At 48.4% G+C, this 16,414-nt stretch carries 15 protein-coding genes; 5 read left to right on the forward strand and 10 right to left on the reverse strand.

Features of this window, described 5'->3' with window-relative positions; all coding sequences use genetic code 11:
- Position 1: 1 nt before the first annotated feature.
- Positions 2-1,084, reverse strand: coding sequence for a glycoside hydrolase family 88 protein (locus M2134_RS04115; protein WP_280750163.1), 1,083 nt, complete (start codon positions 1,082-1,084; stop codon positions 2-4).
- Between the two features lie 256 nt (positions 1,085-1,340).
- On the opposite strand from M2134_RS04115, the gene M2134_RS04120 reads away from it, so the two are divergent.
- The gene (locus M2134_RS04120; RefSeq protein ID WP_280750068.1) at positions 1,341-2,195 is read left to right on the forward strand and encodes a patatin-like phospholipase family protein; all 855 of its coding nucleotides are present in this window, start codon (positions 1,341-1,343) and stop codon (positions 2,193-2,195) included.
- A 4-nt stretch (positions 2,196-2,199) separates the two neighbouring features.
- Here M2134_RS04120 and M2134_RS04125 read toward each other — a convergent pair whose 3' ends face one another.
- From M2134_RS04125 to mtaB, 6 genes are read right to left on the reverse strand one after another with little or no spacing between them, the layout of a single operon-like run.
- Positions 2,200-2,544 carry an MGMT family protein gene (locus tag M2134_RS04125; protein WP_280750069.1) on the reverse strand — a complete coding sequence of 115 codons (345 nt, stop codon included), beginning with the start codon at positions 2,542-2,544 and terminating at the stop codon, positions 2,200-2,202.
- Entirely contained in the window at positions 2,541-3,548 is a 1,008-nt protein-coding gene (locus tag M2134_RS04130; protein ID WP_280750070.1) for a tetratricopeptide repeat protein, read from the reverse strand. Before M2134_RS04130 ends, M2134_RS04125 begins: the two co-directional genes overlap by 4 nt.
- 58 nt (positions 3,549-3,606) lie before the next feature.
- Positions 3,607-4,533 (reverse strand): hydrogen peroxide-inducible genes activator, encoded by a 927-nt coding sequence (locus M2134_RS04135; protein WP_280750071.1) that lies wholly within the window; start codon positions 4,531-4,533, stop codon positions 3,607-3,609.
- Positions 4,534-4,573: 40 nt separating this feature from the next.
- Entirely contained in the window at positions 4,574-5,599 is a 1,026-nt protein-coding gene (locus M2134_RS04140; RefSeq protein ID WP_280750072.1) for a glycosyltransferase family 2 protein, read from the reverse strand.
- A complete protein-coding gene (locus M2134_RS04145) occupies positions 5,596-6,492 on the reverse strand; it encodes a lysophospholipid acyltransferase family protein (protein WP_280750073.1) in 897 nt (298 codons plus the stop codon). Before M2134_RS04145 ends, M2134_RS04140 begins: the two co-directional genes overlap by 4 nt.
- A gap of 5 nt (positions 6,493-6,497) precedes the next feature.
- Positions 6,498-7,811, reverse strand: a complete 1,314-nt coding sequence (mtaB, locus tag M2134_RS04150) for a tRNA (N(6)-L-threonylcarbamoyladenosine(37)-C(2))-methylthiotransferase MtaB (protein ID WP_280750074.1) — start codon at positions 7,809-7,811, stop codon at positions 6,498-6,500.
- Between the two features lie 112 nt (positions 7,812-7,923).
- Here mtaB and M2134_RS04155 point away from each other — a divergent pair, with 112 nt between their 5' ends.
- Positions 7,924-9,588 carry an AMP-binding protein gene (locus tag M2134_RS04155; RefSeq protein WP_280750075.1) on the forward strand — a complete coding sequence of 555 codons (1,665 nt, stop codon included), beginning with the start codon at positions 7,924-7,926 and terminating at the stop codon, positions 9,586-9,588.
- Between the two features lie 73 nt (positions 9,589-9,661).
- On the opposite strand, the gene M2134_RS04160 is transcribed toward M2134_RS04155, so the two are convergent.
- The gene (locus M2134_RS04160; RefSeq protein ID WP_280750076.1) at positions 9,662-10,537 is read right to left on the reverse strand and encodes a sugar phosphate isomerase/epimerase family protein; all 876 of its coding nucleotides are present in this window, start codon (positions 10,535-10,537) and stop codon (positions 9,662-9,664) included.
- Positions 10,538-10,884: 347 nt separating this feature from the next.
- On the opposite strand from M2134_RS04160, the gene M2134_RS04165 reads away from it, so the two are divergent.
- From M2134_RS04165 to M2134_RS04175, 3 genes are read left to right on the forward strand one after another with little or no spacing between them, the layout of a single operon-like run.
- Positions 10,885-11,391 carry an RNA polymerase sigma factor gene (locus M2134_RS04165; RefSeq protein ID WP_280750077.1) on the forward strand — a complete coding sequence of 169 codons (507 nt, stop codon included), beginning with the start codon at positions 10,885-10,887 and terminating at the stop codon, positions 11,389-11,391.
- A gap of 47 nt (positions 11,392-11,438) precedes the next feature.
- Complete coding sequence (locus tag M2134_RS04170) at positions 11,439-12,467, forward strand: agmatine deiminase family protein (protein ID WP_280750078.1); 1,029 nt, start codon at positions 11,439-11,441, stop codon at positions 12,465-12,467.
- 8 nt (positions 12,468-12,475) lie between these two features.
- Positions 12,476-13,354, forward strand: coding sequence for a carbon-nitrogen hydrolase (locus tag M2134_RS04175; protein ID WP_280750080.1), 879 nt, complete (start codon positions 12,476-12,478; stop codon positions 13,352-13,354).
- Here the strand turns inward: M2134_RS04175 and M2134_RS04180 are convergent.
- Positions 13,351-13,929 (reverse strand): LUD domain-containing protein, encoded by a 579-nt coding sequence (locus tag M2134_RS04180; RefSeq protein WP_280750081.1) that lies wholly within the window; start codon positions 13,927-13,929, stop codon positions 13,351-13,353. The two genes, M2134_RS04175 and M2134_RS04180, sit on opposite strands and share 4 nt — an antisense overlap.
- A 272-nt stretch (positions 13,930-14,201) precedes the next feature.
- Positions 14,202-16,397 (reverse strand): glycoside hydrolase family 97 protein, encoded by a 2,196-nt coding sequence (locus M2134_RS04185; protein WP_280750082.1) that lies wholly within the window; start codon positions 16,395-16,397, stop codon positions 14,202-14,204.
- Positions 16,398-16,414 lie beyond the last annotated feature (17 nt).

Consider the following 16,414-nt stretch of genomic DNA (forward strand, 5'->3'; position numbering starts at 1 on the left):
ATTAGTTGGATAATTGATATAATTCGCAGGCAGCCAGTAAGAAGGCTCCAACGCCATATAGCTCTGTCATCTCCCGGGTTACTTTGCGCGGATCAGCCCCTACCGGCTGTACCCAGCCCAGTTTGCCGTCGGACTCGACAGCGGCAGTCAAGGCCTTCCATCCTTTTTTAACCACCGGTAAGAAGCGTTCGGCAGGAAGATAGCCTTGGTTGATGCCGTAAGCCAGTCCGTAAACGATGAATCCAGTGGCGCTTGTCTCAGGCGAAGGGTAACTCTCCGGATCCAATAGGCTGGCATGCCAGTATCCGTCGGGACATTGCAGTTCGGCCAGGCGGGTGGCCAGTTTTACAAACAGCTCTTCGTAGAAAGGACGGTAAGTCTTGTCAGAAGCAGGCAGTGTTTTCAATATCTCGGCTAATCCTCCGATCACCCAACCATTGCCTCGTCCCCAGAATACTTTCCGCCCATTCGCCTCTTGCTGATCGAAATAGCGGCTATCCCGAAAGAAGAGGCCCTCTTCCTCGTCGAAGAGCTGGAAGTAGGTTGCCTTATACTCTTTGTCAGCGAAAGCCATATATTTGTCGTCGCCCGTAAAAGCATACAGGCGGCTATACACCGGAGGCGCCATAAACAGGGCGTCGCACCACGACCAACGCTCGTAGGTCGACGGTTTATTATAATCAATAAACAGGCTCCCCAGGGAGGGATGGTCTATGACCCAGTCGATCCGTGCGATGGTTGGGATAATCATTTTTTCTTCCCCAAACTTATGAAACATATCGATATAGGTTTGCGACACACAGATATCGTCCGCATGATACATCCGGTCGGCTACCTGCCAGTATTGGCGATTGAATACCTTTTTTAGCCAATCGAAATAGGTCGTTTCGCCACTCAATTCGGCCCAGTCGAACATCCCGAGATAGAGCGCTCCGGCTATCCAGCCTTTCGGTGCGTTTTTGCCGTGGTAGTTTTCGGAGAAGTGTTCTATTTGCCAATCGGCTACCTTTTTTGCGATAGCCACGATCTCTTGCTGTTGGTCGTTGGCTGCTTGAATGGCTTGTGATTCAATAGGGTTACCCATTCCTTTGGCGCTGAAAAAGAAGAGGAAGAGCCCCAATAGATAAAACGAACATGTTTTTCCCATACGATTATTTTTATTGTTGAAAGCTCAAATTCGACTTGAGCCATGCAAATAAACCTATAATTAGGACTGTAAAAGGAAACAATTGTCTCATTTTTGATAACGATTGTCTCAAAATAGCCATCAAAATAGCCCTGCCTCTATTTGCGTGATGAGCTAAAAATGTGTAGCTTAGCAAGCATTAATTATAGGTAGTATGATGGATAGAAAGCAGCATTCAATACAATACAAGTGGGGCGTTGCCCTGAGTGGGGGCGGAGCACGTGGATTTGCCCATTTGGGTGCCATGCAGGCGTTGTATGAGAAGGGTATACAGCCGGAGATCTTTTCCGGAACCAGTGCGGGTTCATTGGCCGGAGCCTTTCTTGCCGATGGCTACACACCGGAAGAGGTGTTTGCCATTTTCAAAGCGGTAAAGTTTACCGATATTATCGCAACCACCCTGCCACAGGAGGGACTATTCAAAACAACCGGCATACAAACTCTGTTGAAAAAGAAGCTGCGAGCCAAGCGGTTCGAAGACTTAAAAATACCCTTGCGTGTTGTTGCTTCGGATATCGAGCGGGGGAAACCGCATATATTCGATTCCGGTGAGCTTATCCCGGCGGTGGTGGCTTCCTGTTCTGTACCTATTGTTTTTACGCCGATGGAAATCGATGGCAGACATTACGTTGATGGTGGGGTGTTTCTCAATCTCCCGGTGTCGGTGATCCGCCAAGCATGTTGGCGAGTGGTTGCTATCGATATCAGTCCGGTTATTACGATGAAATACGATAAATCGCTGAAGTATATTATTGAACGTACGATGAATTACATGGTGGGAGCCAACACGGTGGAGGAGATAAAGCTATGTGACTACCTGATTGCCTCCGATGAGGTGTCTCAATATTCCCTTTTCGACCTGAAGCATGCGGAAGAGATCTACCAAAAAGGCTATGAAATGGCTGTGGTCAGCCTGGAGAAGCATCAGAAAAAATGGGATGCGGATATCCGAAAACCGATCCCTGCCAAGTGGATCAGACACACGCGTCGGTTGCTGGGAAAAAGATAATGATTCAGAGATTGATCTCTTCTAACGGGTTCCAAAACACGGTTTTCCAGGATTGTATGCGGTGGTTGTTGACCACGGTGATCCCTTCCGCTTCAAGAAGCCGTTGCATCTCCTGGTCGGATCCGAAAGCTTCGCGACCGGATAGTATGCCTTGGCTGTTGACTACGCGGTGAGCAGGCATGTTGTTGGTGGCCGATTCACACGTGGACATAATCTTGCCCACCAGGCGTGACAGGTTGGGGTGACCGATCGCTTTGGCTATCGCTCCGTAGCTTGTGGCACGCCCGAATGGGATGGTACGTACAATCTCATAAACCGCCTGACGGATTGCCTCCTTGTCGTTTATCATAAGCCTTTCAACCAATCGCTGAATGATTTCACCTTCGCACTGTTCTGATTCAACCAGTCTGTGGAGTCGGGAAAGAAATGGCGACTTATATAGTGGCAGTAGACTTTGACATAGTCCCACGAAGAGATATGCGCATAGAAAGGCACATAGAAATTCCACCAGAAACCTTCCGGCTTATTCTTTTTCATGATCTCGCCTAAAGAGGCAAAGAAGGCATTGGTCGAGCGGATCAGCCTGTCTACATCGGTTTTGCCGTCAGCTACCTCCCGCTCATTTAGGATGGCCAGGCGGGAAAGGATCACATCGGCCACCTCCAGCTCCGTGAGGGAATCGTCGTTCACCTCTTCCACACCTTCAGGGAAGGTGTTTAGATTCAACAGAAAGATAAGATTATTATAAGCCCATTCCGTGTCTTCCGAAAAGGGTTCGACAAGCAAATAATAATAGAGTGCAAGCAGGCTCTCCACGCGCCGGTTTTGTTGTGTCATGGTGCGTGCCAGGTTTAGGTGCGCTTTGCCATACTGCGGGTTTAGTTCGATTGTCCGGATAAAGGCCTCTTCTGCTTGAGAGAAGTCACCTTTGGTGTGATAAGCAAGTCCCAGGTTATAGAAGAGAAGATAAAACTCATCGGATTTGCTGATGCCCTCCAGGTAGTTGTCGATGGCTTCGTCTGTTTTGCCTAAGTAGTTCAGGCAGGATCCTTTGGTGTTGTAGGCCAACAGGGCAAATTTATCATCGCGTTCGATCAGCTTGTCACAATGTTCAATGGCCGCATAATAGTCCTCGCTCTCCACCAGTGAGATCGCGATTTCATAATGGACAATCTCCGACTCGGAATCGATCTTGAGCGCTTCCTCATACAATCGAATCGCTTTACGGTATTCTCCAGCGTCATGGTATTCAATACCTAATGCTACCAAGCTGTCGATAGCCGCCTCTTGTCCGGCAAGGGAGGCGACGGAGGTCATAAGGAGAACGGTAAAAAAAGTGAGCAATCTTTTCATGATCTTTTCCGATAAAATAAACTTTCTCTATGTTGATAAGCGTCGGTTGACGTTTGTTTCATACCACCTTATGACCCGGTTGCAGGGTGAGTGTCTCTTTGGGGACATTCGATTTTACACAGTTGATAAGCAGGTTCCCAATGGTATGGCGGATGAAGTCTTTCCGATGCACAAAAACGATTTCCCGGCAGGGACGCGGAATGGCAAAGGGACGTACCAGTTTTTTCTGTTCGTCGCTTAGTTGCAGTGTGGCCAGTTCCGGGATAAAGGTGATGCCGTTGTTGCTTTCAACCATGCGCATGAACGTTTCCAGGCTCCCCAACTGATAGGCTGCCTGACGTACCTTGACCTTTTCCATCTGGCAAAAACGCATCAGCTGGTCGCGGAAGCAATGGCCTTCGTCTAACAACCACAGATTTTCATCGCTTATATCAGCGGTTTTGATCATCTCTTTTTTGAAAATCGACTCTTGGGGAGCCACATATCCATAGAATTGTTCGTAGAAGAGCAAGGTGCCTTGTAGGTAATCTTCTGTCGGTTGGTTGGCGATAATGGCCGCGTCAATGTCGCCTTTATGAAGCGCGTGAAGCGTTTCGGCTGTTTTCATTTCCAATACGCGGATATCCAGATCGCTGTGTTTGTCTGTCAATTGTTGAAAAAAGCGAGGTAACAGGTAGGGAGCAATGGTGGGCAATACGGCGAGCCGGAACACCCCTTTCAGCGATTGCTCCTCTTCGTGCACAATTTCTTTGATTCGTTGTGTTTCAAAAAGAACCGATTTCGCCTGGGCAATGATCTTCCTCCCAATGGGGGTAGGGCATACGGGTTGCAGGCTGCGGTCGAATATTTTGGTGTTTAGTTCATCTTCCAGTTTTTGAATCATCATGCTCAATGTCGGTTGGGTCACATGGCAGTGTTCGGCTGCTTTGGCAAAGTGACGATATTGGTCGACGGCCAATATGTATTCTAACTGTTGAATGTTCATGGCGGTAAGATTGTAATTAGGTTTATATGTGTAAAGATAGTTATAAGAAATCGATTTCCTCGTATCTCTTTTTCCCTTTCAGGTAGAAAGAGGCCAACAGGCTTTTGGAAAGTATCTCCGGCGGAAAAGGAACGGTAGCTTTCTGCAGGTTTTCCTGACGTAGCGGCAGGTAATCGGCGCGTAGCTTACGAAACGCTTTGCGTGCCCGATAGACTGCCCGGACATTGGCGAACTGTCCTGTCAACAGGAACTGAATAGCCGCCAGGTAATCGAGCCAGAAGCGGAGACGCATGGTGGTGCGCAGTCGTTCTTCCGGTAGGTTTTTGTAGAGCATTAGGAGGTTGTTGCGGAAATTAAGAAAGGTCTTACGCGGGTTCGCCTGGTTGAGTGTGGCTCCTCCGACATGATAGACCACCGAATCGGGCAGGCAGACCAGGCGGTAACCCCTTGTGCGCAGGCGCCAGCAGAGGTCGATCTCTTCCTGATGGGCAAAGAAACCGGCATCCAATCCACCCTCTTTCCGGTATACATCCGTGCGGATAAAGAGAGCTGCGCCGCTTCCCCATAAAATATCACAAGGTGTATCGTATTGTCCTTCGTCTTTTTCTACTACATGAAACATCCGGCCCCGGCAAAAAGGATATCCGTATCGGTCGATAAAACCTCCGGAAGCGCCGGCGTATTCAAAACAGTCCCGTTCTTTCTCCGCCAGTATTTTAGGCTGTACGGCGGCGATCTCCTGCTCTGCATCCAATGCTTTCAAGGGCGCTTCCAACCAATGGGGTGTGACCTCCACGTCGCTGTTTAGTAATACCGTATAGGGCGTTGTGATCTCCTTCAGGGCGCGGTTGTATCCTTCGGCGAATCCGTAGTTCTCTTTTAGCTCAATGACACGCACTCCGGGAAACTCTTTTGCCAACATCGCGAGCGAATCGTCGGTGGAACCATTGTCAGCCACGACAATTTCCGCTATCTCTTCCGGGCTATGCGCCACGACAGACGGGAGGAAGCGCTTCATCAGATCGCTCCCGTTCCAGTTCAGGATAACAATGGATACTTTCTTCATTTTTGTTCGAAATCACTACGTTTATATTTCCAACGCTTATGCGTCCAAAGCCAATAGGCGGGATGGCGGAGAATGCTTTGCTCCAGTTTGCGGGCATAGGTCTCTGTTATCCAGAACTCCGGCGTCTCTTTCGGTGTTTTGGTCAACAGATCCAGGTCGACGGTATAATAACCTCTCTTTATCTTCTTTACATCCACAAAGACCACCGGCAGATCCAGTTTGCGGGCAATGCGCTCCGCGCCGGTAAACATCGGTGTATCCTGGTTGAGGAAGGTGGTCCAGTAATGGATATTCGTTTTACTGGGTGTCTGGTCTGCCAGGAAAACCACCACCGAAGGGGTCTTTTCCTGTTTCAGGCGGATCATCTCGCGGATCGTATCATTCTTCTTGATGCCTCTGGCCTCGAAGCGGGTGCGCAGGTCGATCAGTAATTTGTCGAACGCTTTATTTGTGAGCGGGCGGTAGATGTTGTACGCCCGGGCTTTCTCGAACTGTGTGGAGATGCCCGAAAACCATTCCCAATTGCCGTAATGTCCCATCACAAAAATGACGCAGGTATGACCTTCTTCGACCAGTTGGTCGACCAGTTCCGGGTTGCGCATATAGGCATGACGCAATAATTCCTCGGAAGAGATATGCGCCAGCTTCATGGTCTCGACAATATAGTCACAGAAATGGTGGTAGAACTCCTTCTCGAGTTGACGCAATTCGCTTTTACTTTTTTCCGGAAAAGCATGGGCCATATTCCGGCGAACCACCTTTTTGCGGTATCCGACCACCCGGTAAGCCAGGAAATAGAATATATCCGAACAGATATATAATAGGGGCATCGGCAGCAAAGCATGCAGCTTTACCCAGGTGTATAACAGGGCATATTGTATCTTCGTTCCCATACGTGTTATGCTTCTTTAATCAACAGGGCATTCCTCTCGTCATTCCAACCGGCTAACAGAATCGGTTGAACCTGATTGACCCACTCTTTCTTATATTCCGTTTCTACCTTGATGTAGTTTTCTGTGAAGCCATACATCCGATTGTTCTTGCGGGTATGCTCGAACAAAACCTTCGCCGGTTGGCCGATGTGTTGCTCATAGAACGCGTGCCATTTGCGGTCTGAGATATCGAGCAGCGTCTGACTGCGACGATGCTTGGTTTGCGGATCGACTACATACTCTATTTTCAATGCCTGTGTGCCAGCCCGTTCGGAGTAACTGAATACGTGAAGCTGGCTGACCGGCAGCTCTTCGAGGAAAAGACGTGTCTCTTCAAAGAGCTCATCCGTCTCACCCCGTGTGCCTACAATCACATCCACCCCGATAAAAGCGTGGGGGATAACCGATTTAATCTTTTCTATTTTATGCCGAAAAAGTGCCGTATCGTAGCGGCGACGCATCAGGCGCAATACCTCGTCGCTTCCGCTTTGCAATGGAATATGGAAGTGAGGCGCGAAACGACGACTTGCTGCTACAAAATCAATGGCTTCATCCGTAATCAGGTTTGGTTCGATCGAGGAGATGCGGTAGCGTTCGATTCCTTCCACCCGGTCGAGGGCGCGCAACAGATCGATAAAGCTTTCGCTGGTTGTTTTGCCGAAGTCGCCAATATTCACTCCGCTGAGCACGATCTCTTTGCCACCGCTTCGGGCCACCTTTTCCGCCTGTTTGACCAGGCTTTCGATCGAGCCGTTGCGACTGCGACCCCGGGCAAACGGAATGGTACAGTACGAGCAGAAATAATCGCATCCATCCTGCACTTTCAGGAAATGACGTGTGCGGTCGTCCGCCGAGCAGGAGGGTGAGAAGGTGCGTATCTCTTTTGATTGGGTAGAAACGATGGGCGTAGCCTCTTCATCTCTGTTTTGGATATATTTCAGGATGTCGAGCTTTTGCTCTGTGCCCAGTACCAGGTCGACGCCCTCGATGTGCGAAACCTCTTCCGGTTTGAGTTGGGCGTAACAACCGGTCACCACCATAAAGGCACCCGGATGTTGTTTGCCGATCCGGCGGATAGCCTGGCGGCATTTCTTATCGGCCAGTTCAGTTACGGAGCAGGTATTGATCACACAGATGTCTGCCTTTTCTCCCGGACGAGCCTTGCGAATGCCGTTTTCAGCCAGCGTTTTTCCTATGGTGGATGTTTCGGCAAAATTGAGTTTACAGCCTAAAGTGTAGTAAGCGGCTGTCTTATATTCGAATATTGTCTTATCTATCATCACATGCAAATTTCCCGGCAAAGTTACGCAAAAGGATATTTATTCCTCCCCTTTTTAGTTGTATATCTGCCCTTTTGTCTCTACTTTTGCACAAATTTATCATATTTGTGCTATGATACAAGAAAACTTTATTAAGCTCTATGAAGAGAGCTTCAAAGAAAATTGGGACTTACCAGCCTTAACGGACTACAGCAAGAACAAAACATTCACCTATGGTGATATGGCAAAGGATATTGCCCGTATGCATATTATCTTTCAGGAGTGCCAGATCAGGCGGGGAGATAAGATTGCGTTGGTCGGAAAAGACTGCTCCCGTTGGTGCATTGTGTATATGGCTGCCGTTACCTATGGTGCCATTATCGTTCCCATCCTGCAGGATTTCAGTGCGAATGATATCCATCATATTATCAACCATTCCGAGTCGACCTTCCTGTTTGTGAGCGATCGCATTTGGGATTCGCTGGAAGAGGATAAGATCGACAACCTGCGAGCTGTCTTTTCGCTTTCCGACTACCGTTGTTTGCATCAGCGCGATGGCGAACAGATCCAGAAATTGATGCTCGCTTTGGACGATAAAATGCGTGTCTATTATCCGAAAGGATTCACCCGTGAGAACATCAAATATGCCGAATTGGAGAACGATAAGGTGGTGTTGCTCAATTACACCTCCGGCACTACCGGATTCAGTAAAGGCGTGATGCTGACAGGCAATAACCTGGCGGGAAACGTGACCTATGCCAAAACATTGGATGTTATCTTCCGTAGCGAGCGGATGATCTGTTTCCTTCCGTTGGCTCATGCCTATAGCTGTGCGTTCAATTTCTTAGTGCCGCTGGCCGTTGGCGCCCATGTCTATATACTTGGCAAAGTGCCTTCGCCCAAGATTCTGTTGAAAGCTTTTGATGAGATCAAACCGAATCTGATCATTACCGTGCCGCTTATCCTGGAAAAGATCTACAAGAAAATGATCCTTCCCCAACTGAATAAGCGCACCTTGAAGCTGGCATTGAATATCCCGTTGTTGGATACCCGCATTTATGCGCAGATCCGCAAGAGCCTGATAGATGCGATGGGTGGACGTTTCCGCGAAGTGATTGTTGGTGGGGCAGCCATGAATCAGGAGGTGACCGATTTTCTTTACAAAATCAAATTCCCCTTTACGATTGGCTATGGCATGACCGAATGTGGCCCGCTGATCAGTTACGACAATAACAAAGAATTTGTCCCCGGATCCTGCGGGCAGGTGTTGAAAGGCATTATGCAGGTGCGTATCGATTCGGACGACCCATACGAAAAGGTTGGCGAGATCCAGGTGAAAGGCGAAAACGTGATGTCGGGTTATTATAAAAACGATGAAGCGACCAACAACGTATTCACCAAAGACGGTTGGTTGAAGACAGGTGACCTGGGCACGATCGATAAAGGCAACCGCATTTATATCAGAGGCCGTAGTAAGACTATGATACTCGGAGCCAGCGGGCAGAATATCTATCCGGAAGAGATCGAATCGAAACTCAATAACCTGCCTTTTGTAATGGAGAGTGTCGTGGTGGAGAAAAACGGCAAGCTGGTCGGATTGGTTTATCCTGATTATGAAGCGGTCGACCAAACGGGACTCTCGCATGACGACCTGGGGGTTATTATGAATCGCAATAAAGAGGAGTTGAATAAACTGCTGGCGCCTTACGAATCGGTGTCGGCCATCCAGCTCTATCCGACCGAGTTTGAGAAGACACCCAAGAAGAGCATTAAGCGGTATCTTTATAGTAATTACTAAGGAGAAGTTTATATAAAAAGAAACGTCCTTATGACTTCGTGTCGTAAGGACGTTTCTTTTTATGTTAGTTGTATTAGTAAACGTACTTGGCCTCTTTCAGGAAATCATAGCTTTGCTGTACGCTTTCCACCGGGTTGTTGTTGGTGTACTGTTCCACTTCCACATACCAGTCTTTGACGTTGTTAGCCTTCATCTGGTTGAATATTGCCTCGAAGTTCATCTGACCACTGGCGCCAATCTCTTTGGCGTCTTTGATATGGATATTCTTGAACTGGTCGGCATGTTTTTTCAGGTATTCCACCGGATCGTATCCACCTTGTTGACACCAGTAAACATCCAATTGGAAGAAGCAATGGTTTTTGCTTACGTTGTTCAGCATATAGTCATAGATCAACTGATCGTCAATCTTTCTGAATTCAAATGAATGGTTATGATAACCAAAGGCAATGCTTGCCGCAGCCGTTTTATAACCTACCGCGCTGAAATAGTCGCAATACATTTTTATATCGTCCAACGTCGTTTCATTGTTCACCGGCATAGAGGGCTGTACCATATATTTCACACCGATCTGGTCGTATGTTTCGATCGCTTTGTCCCACCAGGCCATGACTTCTGCCTCTTTCTCTTTACTGAACGACTGTCCCAGGTGGGCGCTGGTGCATTTCAGACCATTATCATCGCATAGCTTTTTGAATTCGGCAGGAGCTAAGCCATAGACTTTGCCATCGCTATAGTTGGCGGTTTCCACATGTGTGTAACCCATCTTGGCTACGGCTTCGATGACCGGTTGGATACCAGCATCCTTAACCATTTCGCGCAAGGAGTACAATTGCAGCCCCATGTGTTTCCCGGGAGTACCGGCGGCACACGATGATAAGAGCTTTGGAGCCACTATACCTCCGGCAAGCAATAAGGAGGCTTGCTTTAGAAAATCACGTCTGTTTTGCATAATACTTAGATTTTTTTGAGAATAACCACAAAAATAGGATTATTTCCACGGGGCAGCGATATTGATCTGTTAAAATCTTCAAAATCCATCGATATTCCCTTTCTATTTCATGGAATCCCTGTTTTTTCACTGGGAGAAGTTGTTGGCTGAGCATGGTCGACCAATTGGCTGACCATGCTCAGCCAATTGGTTTACCTCGCTCAGCCATTTGGCCGACCATGCTCGGCCAACAACTATCGGGAGGGGGCTGATAGATTTCCTATATAAGTATATAAAAAATATCTGTTTGACAAGCGCATAAAGCCACCTTATCTTTGTGACATAAAGAAAAGCAAAAGGTAAAACTTATGAATACAAAAGAATTCCAACAAGAAATTATCGGCTTACAACGCAATATGTACAATTTTGCCTTGTCCTTAACCGCAGATAGAGAAGATGCTGAAGATCTGTTACAAGATACCACGCTGAAAGTCCTGGATAGTCAGGATAAATTTACCGACAATTACAACCTCAAAGGCTGGGTGTTGACCGTGATGCGTAATATCTTTATCAACAATTACCACAAGGTGGTGCGCAAACAAACGGTGATCGATGCGCATGCCGATCTGTATAATCTGCATGTCTTGAGTGAATCACCGCTTGACTCACCGGAAGGCTCGTATCAGCTGAGTGAGATCAATCAAGTTGTAGAGAACCTGAGTGATGATTTGCGGGTGCCTTTCCAGCTCTACCTGGGAGGTTACAAATACCACGAGATAGCCGATCGGCTGGATATGCCTCTGGGAACGATCAAGAGTCGCATTTTCTTTGCGCGTAAAGAATTGCAGATCCAATTGAAGGATTTTAATTCTTAAGCGGAAATAACTACTTTTACGTCTGAAAACGTAAAAGAACAAAGCTGATGTTAAAAGAATCCATCCTGTTTCCCGCGGAGTGGTATCCGCAAAGTGCTGTGCAACTGACCTGGCCGCATGAAGATACCGATTGGGCACCTATCCTGGATGAGGTCATTCCCTGCTTCGTGGCGATAGCCCATGAGATACTCAAACGTGAAAAATTAGTGGTTGTTTGCCGGGACGAACAGCTCCTGCGCAACCAGTTAGGCGATATCGACGACTCACGCCTGATCGTTCGTGAAATAGAATCGAACGATACTTGGGCACGCGACCATGGGGGCATCTCTGTGTTCGATGGCGGAGTTCCTTCGGTTTATGACTTTGTATTCAACGGTTGGGGCATGAAGTTTCCGGCCGATAAAGATAATCAGATCACCCGTCAGCTGTTTCTGTCGGAGACTTTCCGGGAAGAGGTGGCCTATGTCAATATGCAACCATTCGTATTGGAAGGGGGAAGTATTGAATCGGATGGGCAGGGGACGCTGCTTACCACCGAAGAGTGTTTGTTTTCCTTGAACCGCAATGAGTATCTGAATCCCGAACAATTGGAATATCACCTGAAAGATCTCTTTGGGGTGGAGCGTGTTTTGTGGCTGAGTCACGGATACCTCGCCGGAGATGATACCGATAGCCATGTGGATACCTTGGCGCGTTTCTGCAGTGAAGATACGATAGCCTATGTGCGCTGTGAAGATGAGGCCGACGAGCATTACGACGAGTTGAAGCAGATGGAAGAGGAACTGAAAGGCTTTACCCGGACCGATGGAACGCCTTACCGGTTGATTGCCCTGCCGATGGCCGACAAGGTCGAGTGGGAGGGAGAGCGCCTTCCGGCTACCTATGCCAATTTTTTGATTATCAACGATGCTGTCCTGCTTCCTTTCTATGATTCCCCTCGCGACGAGGTGGCTAAGAAGGCCTTGCAAGCGGCTTTCCCTGATCGGGAAGTGATCGGAATCAATTGTTTACCATTAATCAAACAACACGGATCCCTGCATTGTGTGACGATGCAGTATCCGCAAGGTTTTATCTAAATTGCCGTATGAAAGTAGGAATTATTCAACAAGCGAACAGCGGTGATATCCGCGCCAATATAGACAGGTTACAAGAACGCATCCGGGCATGTGCTGCCGAAGGAGCAGAACTTATTGTTTTGCAGGAATTGCATAATGGGCTTTATTTCTGTCAGGTAGAAGATCCTGACTTGTTTGATCAGGCGGAACCGATACCGGGACCCTCCACGGAATCTTATGGGGCATTAGCTCGTGAGCTGGGGGTGGTGATTGTGTTGTCGTTGTTCGAGCGCCGTGCGCCCGGTTTGTATCACAACACGGCTGTGGTGATGGAAAAAGATGGAACGATCGCCGGGAAATACCGTAAGATGCATATCCCCGATGATCCGGCTTATTATGAGAAGTTCTACTTTACACCCGGCGACCTGGGCTTTGAACCTATCGATACCTCTGTCGGCCGACTCGGCGTCTTGGTGTGTTGGGATCAGTGGTATCCGGAAGCTGCGCGCTTGATGGCTATGCGGGGTGCCGAACTGTTGATTTACCCGACAGCCATCGGGTGGGAGAGTACCGACGCTCCGGAAGAGAAGATGCGTCAGCTCGATGCCTGGGTAACCGTGCAGCGTGGTCACGCGGTGGCCAATGGATTGCCGGTAGTCACTGTGAACCGGGTAGGGCATGAGGAGGATCCTTCCGGACAGACCCGCGGCATTCAGTTTTGGGGTAATAGTTTTGTGGCAGGTCCTCAGGGCGAGTTACTGACGGTGTTTTCACAGGAAAAGGAAGAATACCGCATTGTGGAGATCGACAAAATGCGCAGTGAACAGGTGCGTCGTTGGTGGCCGTTCTTCCGCGACCGGCGGATCGATGCTTTTGAAGGACTAACAGAACGATACTTGACTCGTTAGATGAAACATACGGTAACCGATTCCGGTCCGTGTTGTTTGCGTTGTTTGCCCTTTGTTCTGCCGCCGGGGAAAGGTCCTGAAATAAAGCTGCCGAAGTTGATATCTCCCGCGTAGACCTCTTCGTAGGCTTCGCGCATATCTTTCACCAATCGGTCGGGATGTAATAATATCACCAAATGACGAGACAGATGATCTAACGCATGGATCGGCATATCCTGTTGCGATACCCAGAGCATACCAGTCTCCGCAACGCCGAATTCCGCACGGATGACCGCAACATCAACCTCTTCCAGTTCACATGGATTGTACATGTGATTCAGGTCTTTGTTTCCTCTCACATCAGATGTGGCTGAGCCAATTACGCTTGATTCAGGGTACAAAACACGAATCAAAGGCTTGACATCTGTCACATTATCAACCTCGTACCAGTTGGTAGAGGAACGTGTTAGATTTTCTTTAAATGCTTCAAGCATAGATTTATATTCTGTTGTAAGCAAAGGAACGTTCTGAAGAACGAACACTTCACTCGTGTTGTTGAGCCTCATGGCTTCCATCAATAATTCTCTCGTACTCATCTTCTTTTTCTTTTTGTTGCTTTTCGCTAATTCTAAAAACAGGCGGAACATATTTGGCCGACTCCAGGGTCGGGCTGTCGCCTAAAAACGGTTGTATATATACAGAAGTCATCTCTGTATAGTAGGTCTTTTTTAATAACAAATTTTTGTATCAGATGTTCGGTAAGGTTTTGTTTTTTTCGAATTGGTCTGATCTCCGGATAAAAAAAAGTTGGAGAGCATGGCTCCCCAACTTTAAATATTCCGTTTGAAAGTGTTTTACTTTCTTGGGTTTATAGCTTTTTCAATCCTTTGGTTTGCGCCTTGTCGGCTTCGATGATGCTGATGGCATAGCCGCCACCCGGTGCCGACAGTTGTGTCAGTTTCGATTTGTTGGTGACAACGACCCGGCGGATGGTGTATGCCTGCGGATTGGTTTTATAATGCGCCTCCTTCGCGTCGGCGTAGATGGTCGCGATATAGGTCTTGCCGGCCTCCAGGAAGTCGAATTTGATGTTGGAGCGATGTCCCTCCTGTCCGGTTACATGCCCCACAAACCAATTGTTAGTGCCTTTGGCTTTGCGGGCAACTGTGATGTATTCGCCCGGCTCGGCTTCGAGGTAACGGCTGTCGTCCCAATCGAGGGCTACATCTTTGATAAACTGGAAAGCATCGGGGAACTGCCGGTAATGCTCAATCAGGTCGGCGGCCATTTGCAATGGACTGTACATGGTCACATAGAGAGCCAACTGGTTGGCAAGGGTTGAGTTCACGTGCGAGGTGTTGTTCGGATTGATCTTCTCGATATCCATCTCAAAGATACCGGGTGTATAGTCCATCGGACCGCCGAGTAGACGGGTGAAAGGGAGGATGGTTACGTGGTTGGCATTGCTACCACCGAACGCCTGGTATTCCGTTCCGCGTGCGGATTCGTTGCCGATCAGGTTGGGCCATGTGCGGCAAATACCTGTTGGACGTACGGCTTCATGGGCGTTTACCATGATTTTGTATTCGGCCGCTTTCTGAACAGCATAGAGGTAATGGTTGTTCATCCACTGACCGTAATGGTGCTCACCGCGCGGGATCATATCACCCACATAGCCACTCTTAAGCGAAGTGTATCCATTGTCGACCATAAACTGATAGGCCTTGTCCATATGGCGTTCGTAATTGCGTACGGAAGAGGATGTCTCGTGGTGCATCATCATCTTAACGCCTTTACTTTTCGCGTAATCGCGGATTTCTATTACGTTGAAATCGGGATAAGGAGTTACAAAATCGAACACATAATCTTTGGAGTTACCGAACCAGTCTTCCCAACCAACGTTCCAGCCCTCGACAAGGACTGCGTCCATGCCGTGTTCCGCAGCAAAATCAATGTATTCTTTCACATGGGCTGTCGTGGCACCGTGGATGCCATTTGGCTTCACCTGGGTGTAGTCGGTCACGCCCAGTTGCACGCTGGGCAGGTCGTCGGTGTATGCCCAGGAGCTCTTTCCTGTGATCATTTCCCACCATACACCTACATATTTAACCGGTTTGATCCATGAGGTGTCCTCAATCTTACAGGGCTCATTCAGGTTGAGTGTCATGTTAGATGCCAGGATATCGCGCGCGTCGTCGCTGACGATGATGGTACGCCATGGGGAAACGCATGGTGCTTGCAGGTAGCCTTTATTCCCCTTGGCATCGGGTGTCAGGTGGGATTCAAAGATGAAGTTTGTATCATCCAGATCCAGGTGCATGCAGGAGTAATTGATCAAGGCTGCTTCGTGCAGGTTGATATAGATGCCTTCAGCCGATTTCATCATCAAAGCGGTTTGTACACCCGTTTGCGAGAAAGGGGTTTGTGACGAGTTGGGGGTAATGGCCGTTTGCATCAAGCCGCGGATCTCCGACAGCCGTGAAGTGGTATAGTCGTACTCCTGGGTGTCGTAGTCGCCGGGCAGCCAAATCGCTTTGTGGTCGCCGGTCATGGCAAACTGGGTACGCTCTTCTTTCAGGACAAAATAAACGAGGTTTTTCTGCTGCGGAAACTCATAGCGGAAGCCCAATCCATCGTCGAACAGGCGAAAGCGTATCAATAGCTGACGCTCGGTAGTGGGCTGATTTAACAGGATAGCCAATTCGTTGTAATGGTTGCGGATATCCTTGGTCTCTCCCCAAACCGGTTGCCAGCTCTCGTCGAAGGTGGCGGTGGTCACATCGGCCACCTCGAACCCGTCGTAGAGCGAGGTGCGCGCATCGGCCATCGGATGTACTTTGCCTTCCGGTTCGAAATCCCAAAACTCGCGCGAGGCGGCTTCCGGAATTAGTTCCAATCCGAGGCGGCTGGTTTTGATTACTTCTTTCCCTTTATATTGCAAGGAATAGGTCGGAACTCCTTTATCTTGTAAAGAAAAATTCATTTCAAACTCGCCATTGGGCGAAGTGAGTGTTTGTGCAAAGCTTGTCGCACAACATAGGCAGAGGCCTACTGCGCCTGCCATTTTACTTTTTGAAAACA

It is taken from the genome of Parabacteroides sp. PM6-13, assembly GCF_029892605.1.
Lineage (GTDB): Bacteria > Bacteroidota > Bacteroidia > Bacteroidales > Tannerellaceae > QVMG01.

Bases quoted from the DNA above. Each gene is read 5' to 3' on its own strand.
- M2134_RS04120 (WP_280750068.1), top strand. From the start codon at position 1,341: ATGATGGATAGAAAGCAGCATTCAATACAATACAAGTGGGGCGTTGCC.
- M2134_RS04135 (WP_280750071.1), bottom strand. From the start codon at position 4,533: ATGAACATTCAACAGTTAGAATACATATTGGCCGTCGACCAATATCGT.
- M2134_RS04140 (WP_280750072.1), bottom strand. From the start codon at position 5,599: ATGAAGAAAGTATCCATTGTTATCCTGAACTGGAACGGGAGCGATCTG.
- M2134_RS04155 (WP_280750075.1), top strand. From the start codon at position 7,924: ATGATACAAGAAAACTTTATTAAGCTCTATGAAGAGAGCTTCAAAGAA.
- M2134_RS04145 (WP_280750073.1), bottom strand. From the start codon at position 6,492: ATGGGAACGAAGATACAATATGCCCTGTTATACACCTGGGTAAAGCTG.
- M2134_RS04170 (WP_280750078.1), top strand. From the start codon at position 11,439: ATGTTAAAAGAATCCATCCTGTTTCCCGCGGAGTGGTATCCGCAAAGT.
- M2134_RS04180 (WP_280750081.1), bottom strand. From the start codon at position 13,929: ATGAGTACGAGAGAATTATTGATGGAAGCCATGAGGCTCAACAACACG.
- M2134_RS04130 (WP_280750070.1), bottom strand. From the start codon at position 3,548: ATGAAAAGATTGCTCACTTTTTTTACCGTTCTCCTTATGACCTCCGTC.
- M2134_RS04175 (WP_280750080.1), top strand. From the start codon at position 12,476: ATGAAAGTAGGAATTATTCAACAAGCGAACAGCGGTGATATCCGCGCC.
- M2134_RS04125 (WP_280750069.1), bottom strand. From the start codon at position 2,544: ATGATAAACGACAAGGAGGCAATCCGTCAGGCGGTTTATGAGATTGTA.
- mtaB (WP_280750074.1), bottom strand. From the start codon at position 7,811: ATGATAGATAAGACAATATTCGAATATAAGACAGCCGCTTACTACACT.
- M2134_RS04165 (WP_280750077.1), top strand. From the start codon at position 10,885: ATGAATACAAAAGAATTCCAACAAGAAATTATCGGCTTACAACGCAAT.
- M2134_RS04185 (WP_280750082.1), bottom strand. From the start codon at position 16,397: ATGGCAGGCGCAGTAGGCCTCTGCCTATGTTGTGCGACAAGCTTTGCA.
- M2134_RS04115 (WP_280750163.1), bottom strand. From the start codon at position 1,084: ATGGGTAACCCTATTGAATCACAAGCCATTCAAGCAGCCAACGACCAA.
- M2134_RS04160 (WP_280750076.1), bottom strand. From the start codon at position 10,537: ATGCAAAACAGACGTGATTTTCTAAAGCAAGCCTCCTTATTGCTTGCC.